The organism is Mycobacterium sp. (assembly GCF_049647605.1).
Classification (GTDB): domain Bacteria; phylum Actinomycetota; class Actinomycetes; order Mycobacteriales; family Mycobacteriaceae; genus Mycobacterium.
This window is the reverse complement of sequence record NZ_JBARXZ010000119.1, coordinates 102,924-114,017: the sequence shown is the minus strand read 5'-3', so window position 1 is coordinate 114,017 and position 11,094 is coordinate 102,924. Positions and strand designations below refer to the sequence as shown.

The following is an 11,094-nucleotide window of genomic DNA, read 5'->3' as shown; positions in this document are numbered from 1 at the left end:
GTGAAGGTGCAGGCGCGGGCTCCGGTGAAGGTGCAGGCGCGGGCTCCGGTGAAGGTGCAGGCGCTGGCGCTGGCGCTGGCGCTGGCGAAGGGTCCGGCTCCGGCGCCGGCTCGGGCGACGGCACGGGTAACGGCTCCGGTTCAGGTGAAGGCTCGGGCGCGGGTTCGGGTTCGGGTTCGGGCGCGGGTTCGGGTTCTAGCAGCGAGGGCTCCGGCACGGGTTCAGGTTCAGGTTCAGTTAGCGAGGGCTCCGGCTCAGGCCCGAAGTCCACCTCCGGCCCGAAGTCCGGTTCCGGCTCCAGCTCCGGTTCGGGCTCAAGCAGCGAGGGCTCCGGCTCAAAGGGAGCCACCAAAACCAAGGACAAGTCCAACGACCACAAGAAGGCCGGCCGCGACTCGAAGGGTGGAGGCTCCGATTCTGAGTAAGCGGAGGCTCTGACCAGAGCCATCAGAAGCACCACCAAATGGGCCCACCATTACAAGTGGGCCCATTTGTGTTGCGCTACAAGCGTTGCCGAACAATCCGAAGGTTCAGGCCGCCCCCGAGGAGGAGCCCCAAGGGTGCAATTCGGGCGTCAGCCGAACACGTTCACCCCGTCGACATGACGACGCGCCACAGAACCCCTCCGCGGCTACCCGGCAATATCGCATCAGCGTCAATTTACCCTGCAGAGAGCGCAGTTGCATACATTTACAGCAAACCTACCAACAGACGATCCTGAGCCTGTATTCATCATCGCAAAAATTTGCTGGATCGCCACGACTGGCCCACAAGGCTGAGCAAAAGGCCTGAGATTGACGGTTAGGTAAGCCTATTTATCAGGGATTTCTTGACATTCCTGAGCTAAGACTGAGAATAGGCTTATACTTGTCCACGCATCAGCCTGTTAACCCCAGAGGACTCCTTACATGCAGATCTCAGCCCGCTCGTATCTGACCGCCGGCGTCTCGCTAACTGCCGCGACTGCCATCGCCCTGACTCCGCTTGCGATCCCCGCAAACGACCACGCAGTGACGATCCCGAACGTGACGATCTCGGATATCCAGCTGACTGTCACTCCCGCGGATATCCAGGAGTTCTTCACAAATCTGCAGACTCAGCTCAGTGGCTTCAACGAATCCATCGCCGACCTGGTGTCACTTCCCGGGGCCGCGGTGAGCGATGTTCTGGCCATCACCATCGATCTGACCGACAACCTCTACGCCAGCCTGCGCGGCGCCACCTCCAACGCAACGCTGATCGCACTCTTCGACGCGCTGCAGGCCAGCTCCAACACCGGGCTGGGCTCGCTGCTCTACGCGTCCGAGGGCGTAACCGGGACGGTCTGGTTCACCACCGACGACGTGCTCAACCTGGTGAGCAGCGCGATCACCGGCTCGCTGTCCAATGTCCTTTCCGCCGTCGTCGCGGTGGCCAACAACCCGCTGACCTTCGCCAACTACGCCGGGCTGCTGACCTCGGGTGTGGCATCCGGCCAGCTGGTCATCAACAACGGCCTCGGCCTGGTCGAGACCGTCGGCAACGCCGGTTTCGAGCTCGCCCAAATTGGCGTCAGTACCGTCGGGCTGCAGATCAACAACGTCGTGACGACCGTCCGCGACCTGATGGATGTCGGCGCCGGTGCCACCGGACTCGAGATCATCGAGGCGTTCAACACCGCAGTCCAGGCCATCGTGATTGCACCCATCCAGCTCGGCCTCGATATCCCGTTCTGGGTCTCCGACCTGACCTTCGGCTACCGCCAGTTGGGCTGGGATGAAATCTTCGGGGGATTGATCAGCACCACCCCCGGCGACCTGGGCGTCGTCAACATCCTCGGCAATTCCATCCAGGGCGCGATCACGTCGATCGGCAGCAATCCCCTGGACCTGACCAACTACGTCCTGGCGACCGGCGCACTGATCGCCGGCGGCTTCGACTCGTTCAACCGGACCGTCGAGACCACCGCTGATGTGGCTCAGCTGCCGTTCATGCTCGGCGTCGACCTCTACGACCCGAATCCCGGAGCCGGAGCCATCAGCCTGACCAGCGCCATCACCGGTCTCAACACCGAGATTGCGCAGGCCATCTCCGGCGTCCTGGCGGCTCTCAACATGCCCGAGAGCGTCTACAACCTGCCGCTGGTGATCGCCGCACAGTACAACTCCGTGATCAACGCCAGTGCGGAGTACACGGTCCAGGCCCTGGTGTTCGGCCAGGACCTGATCCAGGACGGCGCCGGCATCGTCATCGGCGTTTCCGACGCCATCCGGAACGCAATCCTCGGCGATCAGTCCGGTGTTGATCCGGGCGCCGGCATTTCGGCGTTGTCGGCACCGGCCGAAACCGCCGCGCTGAAGTCCGCTCCCGCCGGATCGGAAGGGCCTTCGGCCGCAGCCGTTGTCAACGAAGACGACGACGATGCCGATGCCGATGCCACCGACGGTGTGACCGACGAAGCACCTGTTGAGAAGCCTGAGGCTCCGGCCGCGGATGACGTCGACGCAACCGATGATGATGTCGATGCAGCCGATGACGACGTGGACGCAGCCGACGATGACGCCGATGCATCCGAGGACAGCACCGGATCCACCAAGTCCGGGTCCACCAAGTCCGGATCCAGCAGCACCGGATCGGACAGCGACGCATCGGACAGCGGTTCCAGCAGCAGCGGTTCCAGCAGCAAGTCCGAGCGCGCCTCCAAGAGCTCGGCCCGTGAGTCGAAGAAGAGCGCCAGCTCCGAGTAGGTAGTAAGCAACAAGGATGGGCCCACTCCAAAGAGTGGGCCCATTTTTGTTGCAGGACCGACAGATACGGCAGGACTGGCACAAAAAGAAACCGCCCTACCTGAATTCCAGGAGGGCGGCTATGGCGGTGGCGGAGGGATTTGAACCCTCGGACGGGGGTTACCCGTCACACGCTTTCGAGGCGTGCTCCTTAGGCCGCTCGGACACGCCACCGTGTGGCAGCTTACCGGTCACGTGGCTGTGTCCCTAATCGTGTGAAACCGCTCAGCGCTGGCGGGCGAAGAACTGTTCCATGAGGGCGGCGCACTCGTCGGCGAGGACCCCGCCACGCACCTGCGGGCGGTGCGTCAGCCGACGATCACGTACCACATCCCACAACGAACCGACGGCGCCTGTTTTGGGTTCCCAGGCTCCGAACACCACCCGCGCCACCCGGGCCATCACAAGCGCACCTGCGCACATGGTGCACGGCTCGATCGTCACCGCCAGCGTCGCACCTTCCAGCCGCCAGCCGTCGCCGCCTGCGGCCGCCGCCGACCGCAGTGCGAGGATCTCGGCGTGCGCGGTCGGGTCACCCAGCGCCTCACGCGCATTGGCAGCCCGCGCCAACTCGACTCCGGCAGCGTCGAAGACCACCGCACCGATCGGCACATCGCGCGGACCGACGGCAGCCGCCGCGTCCAGAGCGGCCCGGATCAACTCCTGGTCAGTGAGTGGAAAGCTCAACGATCGAATTTGTCGATGATCGCCGACAGCTGATCGGCGAAGCCCATCTCCCTGGCGATCCGGATCAGCTGTTCGTCGGCGTAGAGGTCGACGTCGGCCAGGATCACCCCGAGCACGCCCTCGGTCAGTCCGAGATCGGCCAGTACCCCGAGGTCACCTTCCTCGAAGGGATCGGACTCTTCCAGTTCGTCTTCGTCGACATCGATCTCCAGGTTCTCCAGGACCTCGTAGGCGATGTCGTAGTCCAACGCGGCGGTGGCATCGGACAACAGCAACCGGGTCCCCGCCGGGGCCGGACGCACGATGACAAAGAACTCGTCGTCGATATCCAGCAGTCCGAACATGGCTCCGCTGCTGCGTAACTCGCGCAGCTCGGTCTCCGCGGCGGCCAGGCTGCTCAACGCCGCGCTCTTGAGCGCCGTACAACGCCACTGGCCCTCTTCGCGAACCACGGCCACACCGAACCCGTCGGGGCGTTCAGAACCTTCCGGCACATCTCGCTGCGTCGTGCGTTGCGGTCCCATGGGTGGTAACGCTAATACTCAGCCACCCCGTTGACCAGCGGGTCACTGCCGCCGAGGGCTGATGTGGAACGCTTGGGCGGTGACGCCATCACCCATCTGTGTGCTCGGGCTCGGGCTGATAGGCGGCTCGTTGATGCGGGCGGCCTCCGCCGCGGGCCGACGAGCCTACGGTTACAACCGTTCCGCCGAGGGTGCCGAGCTGGCCCGTGCCGACGGGTTCGAGGTGTACCTCGATCTCGTGGACGCGCTGAAACGCGCCGCCGACGACAACGCGCTGCTGGTCGTGGCCGTCCCGATGCCGGCGGTACCGCCGCTGCTGGCTCGCATCGCCGAGGTCGCCCCCGGATGCCCGCTCACCGATGTTGTCAGCGTCAAGGGCGCGGTGCTCGACGCAGTGACCAAAGCGGGACTGCTCCCCCGCTATGTCGGCGGGCATCCGATGACCGGCACCGCATATTCGGGCTGGGCGGCCGGTGACGCCGGGCTGTTCGCCGGCACCCCATGGGTCCTGTCGGTCGACGACCACGTGGACCCCGACGTGTGGGCGGCAGTGATGGGGCTGGCATTGGACTGTGGCGCCTTCGTGGTGCCGGCCCGATCCGGGGAACACGACACCGCCGCTGCCGCGATCTCTCATCTCCCACACCTGGCTGCCGAAGCGCTTGCGGCCACCGCGGCCGAAATACCGCTGGCGTTCTCACTGGCCGCCGGCTCGTTTCGGGATGGCACTCGGGTGGCGGCCACGGCACCGGATCTGGTGCGGGCGATGTGTGAAGCGAACGCCGACGAACTGCTGTCGGTGCTCGACCAGGCTCTTGATCTGCTCACCACCGCACGCGCGGCCCTGGCCGAGCGCGGTTCCGTCGCCGACCTGGTGGAAGCCGGGCACACGGCCCGCACCGGCTACGACAGTTTCGGCCGACCCGACATCACGACAGTGGCCATCGGGGCCGACGGGTGGCGCGCTGACCTCGCCGCAGCCGGGCGCGCCGGCGGGGTGATCAGATCCGAACTGCCAAGCCGGGATAGTCGACGATGAAACCGTTGCCGTCGACGGTGACCGTGGTTTCGGCGATCGGGGAATGCAGCTTGATTCCGTCGTCACCACCGCTGCTGTAGCTGATGATCGACGGCACCACCTCGATATCGGGGATGTGCACATACACCACCGGCAGACTCACCGATTCGGCGGTTTCGTTGAGCCGGGCCCGCCGGATCGCCAGCGCGTTGAAGAACGGGCTGAACATCATGTCGACGTCGAGCGCCCCGTCGAACTCCGAGCGCGATGTCTGCCCGGAATGCTGCTGGATCACCCACATGTTCTCTTCGTCACGCGCGATCGACAGTTGCCGATCCCGTTCGGCCACTGTGACCGTCAGCGACAGGCGTTTGGTGGCGCCCTTCTCGTCGGTGACCAGGTCATAGGAAGCGCTGAAGGCGGGGGTGGTCTCGGTGGCGGCAGAAACGATCCGACCGTAGGCCTTGATTCGATCGCTCGTGAGCTGCACCCGCACCGACTCCATGCGTGCCCCGTCGGGGGCACGCCACGTCAGGATCGCCGGCCAGGAGCTCTCACTCTGAGCGGTGGCTGCACTCATTCGTCTACCGTAGGCGACGGCCCGCCGCGTTCGTAGCCCGGTCCAGATCTCGATCTGATCCCAGACTCCGGCCCGCGTGATTCCAGCGCCACCTCATCGTCGAGAAGCGGCTGCGGCAGTCTCCGCATCCGCCCTGTTCCAGGCACTGAAGCCCATACCGCCAGCGCCAGCAGCGCGTCGAGGATCAGCGCCAGCAGCGTCACCATCAACGCGCCGACCAGTGCCAGGTAGAACTCGCGCACCTTGATTCCGTCGATGAGGTAGCGGCCCAGACCGCCCAGGCTCGCGTACGCCGCGACTGTCGCCGTCGCCACGATCTGCAGGGTTGCGGTCCTCAACCCGCCGAGGATCAGCGGCATCGCGTTTGGCGTCTCGACGCGCAGCAGGATGCGGGTCTCGGTCATCCCCATCGATCGGGCGGCGTCGACAACAGCACGGTCGACGTTGGCGATCCCGGAGTAGGTTCCGGCCAGCAGCGGCGGGATGCCGAGCAGCATCAGCGCCACCGTGGGGGGCACCAGGCCCAGCCCCCACAGCAACACACCCAGCAGCAGGACACCCAGCGTGGGCAGCGCCCGCAGCGCGTTGACGCCCGTGACGACCAGGAAGGTGCCGCGACCGGTGTGCCCGATGAGCATGCCGAGCGGGACCGCGATCACCGCGGAGAAGAACACGGCGATGGCGGTGTACTGCAGGTGCTCGACGATGCGGGCCCCCAGTCCGGCCGGTCCACCCCAGTTGGCCGCGGTGAAGATGAAGTTCAGCGCCTCGGTCAGGAAGCTCATCGGCCCCATCAGGCACCCACCTTCGCTGTGACGCCGGTGGCCCTGGTCGCGCGTGTCCAGGGGGTGGCCGCCTTACCGAGCAGCATGATCAGGGTGTCGATGATGATGGCGAGGACAAAGATGGCGATGATGCCGGCGACGATCTGATCACTCTTGTTGGACTGATAGCCCTCGGTGAACCAGGTGCCCAGACCGCCGACACCGATCACCGAACCCACCGACACCATCGAGATGTTGGTCACCGCGACCACCCGCAAGCTGGCCACCAGCACCGGAATCGCCAGCGGCAGTTCGATTTTCAGCAGCCGGGTCAGCGGCTTGTAACCAACTGCGGTGGCGGCGTCGAGCACCGCGGGCGAGACGGCATCCAAGGCCTCCGGTACCGCGCGCACCAGCAGCGCGACGGTGTAGAGCGTCAACGCCACGATCACGTTGGCCTCGTCGAGGATCCGGGTCGGGATGATCAGCGGCAGCACCACGAACAGCGCCAGCGACGGAATGGTGAAGATGATGCTGGCCGTAACCGTCGTCAACCGCCGCAGCGTGGTGTTGCGACGCACCAGCGCACCGACCGGCACTGCGATCAGCAGTCCGAGCAGGATCGGCACCAGCGACAGGCGCAGGTGGATCACGGTCAGCGCCCACAGGTTGTCGAGGTGGGTGAACAGGTACTGCACGTCAGGCCCGACTCGCCCGGTGTTCGTTCAACGCGTCGAGCACCTCGTCGGCCTTGACGCCGCCGCTCACCTGCCCGTCGGCGTCGACGGCCACCCCCAGCCCGGACGGTGAGGACAGCGCCGCATCCAGCGCCTGACGCAGGGTGTCATCGGGGCGGAACAGCGAGCCGCCGGCGATGGTGCTGTCGTAGAGCGAGCTGCCGCTTCGGTGTAATGCGACGCCGGCGTGATCGATCCACGCGTACGGGGTGCCGTCGTCCTTGGTCACCAGCATCCAGTCGCCCGGCGCCAGGCGCAGGGCGTCGATGCCGGCTTCGGTGACGTGCGGCAGGTCGTGCAGAGGTATCCCGGTGCCGCCGTAGAACTGCAGGCCGCGGTAGCCCCGGTCGGCACCGACAAACGCCGACACCTCGTCGTTGGCAGGATTGGACAGCAACCGTGACGGAGCGTCGTACTGCTGCAACACCCCGCCGCGGCCGAACACCGCCACCTTGTCGCCGAGTTTGATGGCTTCATCGATGTCGTGGGTGACAAACACGATGGTCTTGCGCAATTCGCTCTGCAATCGCAGGATTTCGGCTTGCAGATCTTCCCGGACCACCGGGTCCACCGCAGAGAACGGCTCGTCCATCAGCAGGATCGGCGGGTCCGCGGCCAGCGCCCGGGCCACCCCGACACGCTGCTGCTGACCGCCGGAGAGCTGCGCGGGATAGCGGTTGCCCAACGCCGGGTCCAACCCCACCCGTTCCAGTACCCCATAGGCGGCTTTGCGTGCGGCCCTTCGTGATTCACCGCGCAGGACCGGAACTGTCGCCACGTTGTCGATGACCCGCTGATGCGGCATCAGGCCGGCACTCTGGATCACGTAGCCGATACCGAGCCGCAGCTTGACCGGGTCGACCTTGGTGACGTCCGCACCGTTGACGACGAGGGTGCCCGATGTCGGGTCGATCATCCGGTTGATCATCCGCATCGAGGTGGTCTTACCGCATCCCGACGGACCCACGAACACCGTCAAGGTGCCTTCCGGCACTTCGAGATTCAGGGTGTCGACGGCGATGGTCCCGTCCGGGTACTGCTTGGTGACGCCATCGAAGGTGATCATCTACCCACCAATCGGCTGGTCAAAGCCATTGTCCTGCACCCATTTCTGGGCAGCCTCGTCCGGATCGACACCCTGATTGCCTTCCACCGCGCTGTTGAGTTCGATCAGCGCCTCGGTGGTGAGCTTGGCCGACACCGCGTTCAGAATCGTCTTGATCTCGTCGGACATCTTCTGCGAACTGAGTACCGGCACCACATTCGCGGCCGGAAAGTTGTTCTTCGGGTCCTTCAGAACAACAAAGTTGTTCTGTGGGATCGCCGGTGAGGTGCTGAAGATGTTGGCTGCGGTGACGGTCCCGTCGGCCAGCGCCCGCACGGTGGCCGGCCCGCCGCCGTCGCTGATCGCGATGAAGTTGCTGGGCGCGATGTCCAGCCCGTAGTTCTGCCGTAATCCCGGCACACCTTCGGTGCGGTTGAGGAACTCCGAGGGGGCACCGAGCTTCACCTCCGCCGAGTGCGCCGCGAGATCGGCGATGGTCTCGAGGTTCCAGCGTTGCGCGGTCTCGGAGGTGACGGCCAGGGTGTCGACATCCTCGGCCGGTGACGGGGTGAGCATCGAGATCGCTCCGGGAAGGGCGCGGTACAACGCCAGTTCGACGTCATCGGGTGTGGTCGCGGTGGCCTCGGGATCGAAGTATTTCAGCAGATTGCCGGTGTATTCGGGGACCAGGTTGATCGAGAAGTCCTGCAGTGCCGGAATGTAGGTCTCGCGGCTACCGATCCCGAATTGACGCGAGATCGTGAAATCGTTGGCCTCCAGCGCCTGTGCATAGATCTCGGCGATGATCTTCGATTCCGGGAAGTCGGCCGATCCGACGGTGAGCGTCTTCAGGTCACCCGATATCTGGCCGCCGCCGAGCGGGTTGGAGCTCCCGCAGGCCGTCATCGCGGCGCCCAGACAGATCACCGACACCGCCACCAGCATGGTCCGCATGCGTTTGCGCAGCGTGGTCATGTGGCCGACCCTAGCGTGATACGGCGCGTGACGAGATGCTTTGACTCCCCCGCAATGGTTTGCTTCCGTGGCAGAAGGGGCAAAGATGGGCCTATGAGCAGCGACCCGACCTTGCCGCCTCTCCCGGGAGAGCCGGATCCGTACGAGGCGTCCGACCCGGTGTATCCGTCCGACACGAAGGCGCCGCCACCACCCGAATCGGCGGTGAAGTTCACCCGGGCCGCGGCGTTGTGGGGATCTCTCATCGTCGGCTTCCTGGTCTTGATCGTGCTGCTGATCTTCATTGCGCAGAACACCGAGTCCGCCGAGTTCGCCTTCCTCGGCTGGCACTGGAGTCTGCCGTTGGGGGTGGCGATCCTGTTCGCCGCGGTGGCAGGCGGGTTGCTCACCGTCGCCGTGGGCGCGGTGCGGATCTTCCAGCTGCGCCGGGCGGCGAAGGCGAACTTGCGCGCCGGACTGTGATCAGCGGATGGCAACCACCTGGTCAACGGAATCTTCGGGCAACTCACCATCCACCACCGCGGTGACAACGCTGCTGTTCAAGGTGATGGAGCCCTTGTGGTTGTCCAGGAACGCGGTGTCGGCGGCGTCGCGTCCCGTGGCGATGCGCACCATGGTCTGCCGGGGCGCAAGACATGTGGCGTCTACTACCCGCCACTGTCCCTCGACAAACGCTTCGGCGACCGCATGGAAGTCCATCGGCCGGCAGCCCGGGGCATAGACCGCGACCAGGCGGGCGGGCACGTTGACCGCGCGCAGCAGCGCCACCGACAGATGCGCATAGTCGCGGCACACCCCGGCACCGGCCAGCAGGGTGTCCACGGCGCCGTCGATCGGATCCGAGGATCCCGGAACGTACGACAGCCTGGTCCCCACCCACGACGACACCTTGGTCAGTAGCCCCGCCGAGTCGAGGTAGTCACCGAATTCGGTGGCGGCGAAGCCGAAGAACTTGTCGGCCTCGGCGTAGCGGCTGGGCCGCAGGTAGGTCGACAGGTCGATGTCGGTGACGGGCACCGGGTCGGCCTGTCCGACGATGCTCGCCCGGTAGCTCGCTTTGAGATTGCCGACACCGGCGTCGAATTTGTGGATCCGGTTGCCGTGCTGGCCGACGATCTCCGTCGCCTGAATCGGCTTGCCGTTCAGGATGAATGACAGCTCTTCGGTCACCGCCGCGCCGGGCTGAGGTGCGACGGCGATCTGGAATTCAAGGGTGGTGGGTGCGGTGATGTCCACATCCAGTTCAGCACCGACGTCACGCTTCATCTCCGCACGCTTTCTTCTGGATGTCCGAACAGCATGCCGCTATCTACCCTGGCCGTCATCTGGTGAAACTGTGACCCCCGCCATACCCCGCGCGTCGACGCCGGCACCGGCACCGCCTCAGGTGTGGCGTTGGTTGCGCGGCAACAGATCCCACACGTGTTCGGTGCCGTTGACGGCGGCCACACTGGCCTGCCCGGTCCGGGAGTAGAGCAGCCGGGTCACCGACACATAGTCGACGGGGAACGACAGCAACCGGCGGGTGCCCAGGATCTCGTGTAACAACACATTGATCACGCCGCCGTGGCTGAAGATCGCGACGGTGTCCTCATGGTCGGAGGTCGCGACGATATCGGCGATGCCCGCCCCGATCCGGGCGCGGAACGCATCCTCGTCGACCCCTCCCGGGAGGTGCCCGTCAGCCATCCTGGCCCAGTCCTGCGGCCGTTCGGATCGCAGCAGTTCCACCGGCACATAGGCTGCCATGTCGCGGTCGTACTCGGCGAGGCGTTCATCGATCTCGACGGGAAGTCCACGGGCTGCTGCCAGCGGTTGCGCCGTCTGCACGGCGCGCTGCTGTGGACTGCTGACCAGTCGGGCCAACGGATAGCGCCGGACCGCCTCGGGAAGTCGCTGCGCCTGCTCTAGACCCGCGGGCGACAGTTCCGGGTCCGAACCCTGCCCAAGCTCGCTGCGATTGGGCAGTGCGTGACGGATCAGAAGCAGTTGCATACAT

At 65.5% G+C, this 11,094-nt stretch carries 12 protein-coding genes and 1 tRNA gene; 3 read left to right on the top strand and 10 right to left on the bottom strand.

The features are described from left to right. Positions 1-908: 908 nt before the first annotated feature. Positions 909-2,726 carry a hypothetical protein gene (locus tag WBB07_RS15690; RefSeq protein WP_526309244.1) on the top strand — a complete coding sequence of 606 codons (1,818 nt, stop codon included), beginning with the start codon at positions 909-911 and terminating at the stop codon, positions 2,724-2,726. 122 nt (positions 2,727-2,848) lie between these two features. On the opposite strand, the gene WBB07_RS15685 is transcribed toward WBB07_RS15690, so the two are convergent. The 3 genes from WBB07_RS15685 to WBB07_RS15675 all read right to left on the bottom strand — a co-directional run bounded on the left by WBB07_RS15685 (position 2,849) and on the right by WBB07_RS15675 (position 3,976). Further along, positions 2,849-2,939, bottom strand: a tRNA-Ser gene (locus WBB07_RS15685). Between the two features lie 51 nt (positions 2,940-2,990). Continuing rightward, positions 2,991-3,452 carry a nucleoside deaminase gene (locus WBB07_RS15680; RefSeq protein ID WP_526309242.1) on the bottom strand — a complete coding sequence of 154 codons (462 nt, stop codon included), beginning with the start codon at positions 3,450-3,452 and terminating at the stop codon, positions 2,991-2,993. Beyond that, a complete protein-coding gene (locus tag WBB07_RS15675) occupies positions 3,449-3,976 on the bottom strand; it encodes a tRNA adenosine deaminase-associated protein (protein WP_526309240.1) in 528 nt (175 codons plus the stop codon). Before WBB07_RS15675 ends, WBB07_RS15680 begins: the two co-directional genes overlap by 4 nt. 94 nt (positions 3,977-4,070) lie before the next feature. Here WBB07_RS15675 and WBB07_RS15670 point away from each other — a divergent pair, with 94 nt between their 5' ends. Continuing rightward, a complete protein-coding gene (locus tag WBB07_RS15670; protein ID WP_526309256.1) occupies positions 4,071-5,015 on the top strand; it encodes a prephenate dehydrogenase in 945 nt (314 codons plus the stop codon). Here the strand turns inward: WBB07_RS15670 and WBB07_RS15665 are convergent. The 5 genes from WBB07_RS15665 to WBB07_RS15645 are packed head-to-tail and all read right to left on the bottom strand — an operon-like array spanning position 4,978 to position 9,095. Then, positions 4,978-5,574, bottom strand: coding sequence for a putative glycolipid-binding domain-containing protein (locus WBB07_RS15665; RefSeq protein WP_526309238.1), 597 nt, complete (start codon positions 5,572-5,574; stop codon positions 4,978-4,980). The two genes, WBB07_RS15670 and WBB07_RS15665, sit on opposite strands and share 38 nt — an antisense overlap. Further along, positions 5,571-6,359 carry an ABC transporter permease gene (locus tag WBB07_RS15660; protein ID WP_526309254.1) on the bottom strand — a complete coding sequence of 263 codons (789 nt, stop codon included), beginning with the start codon at positions 6,357-6,359 and terminating at the stop codon, positions 5,571-5,573. Before WBB07_RS15660 ends, WBB07_RS15665 begins: the two co-directional genes overlap by 4 nt. Before the next feature lie 8 nt (positions 6,360-6,367). Next, positions 6,368-7,036 (bottom strand): ABC transporter permease, encoded by a 669-nt coding sequence (locus WBB07_RS15655; protein ID WP_526309236.1) that lies wholly within the window; start codon positions 7,034-7,036, stop codon positions 6,368-6,370. A 1-nt stretch (position 7,037) separates the two neighbouring features. Beyond that, positions 7,038-8,141: an ABC transporter ATP-binding protein gene (locus WBB07_RS15650; protein ID WP_526309234.1), complete on the bottom strand. Its 1,104-nt coding sequence runs from the start codon at positions 8,139-8,141 to the stop codon at positions 7,038-7,040. Beyond that, the gene (locus tag WBB07_RS15645; RefSeq protein ID WP_526309232.1) at positions 8,142-9,095 is read right to left on the bottom strand and encodes a glycine betaine ABC transporter substrate-binding protein; all 954 of its coding nucleotides are present in this window, start codon (positions 9,093-9,095) and stop codon (positions 8,142-8,144) included. 93 nt (positions 9,096-9,188) lie between these two features. Between WBB07_RS15645 and WBB07_RS15640 the strand changes: the two genes are divergently transcribed. Continuing rightward, positions 9,189-9,557, top strand: a complete 369-nt coding sequence (locus tag WBB07_RS15640) for a LapA family protein (RefSeq protein ID WP_526309230.1) — start codon at positions 9,189-9,191, stop codon at positions 9,555-9,557. Here WBB07_RS15640 and WBB07_RS15635 read toward each other — a convergent pair whose 3' ends face one another. Then, entirely contained in the window at positions 9,558-10,361 is an 804-nt protein-coding gene (locus WBB07_RS15635; protein ID WP_526309228.1) for a transglutaminase-like domain-containing protein, read from the bottom strand. Between the two features lie 117 nt (positions 10,362-10,478). After that, positions 10,479-11,090, bottom strand: a complete 612-nt coding sequence (locus tag WBB07_RS15630) for a histidine phosphatase family protein (RefSeq protein WP_526309226.1) — start codon at positions 11,088-11,090, stop codon at positions 10,479-10,481. Between the last annotated feature and the right edge of the window lie 4 nt (positions 11,091-11,094).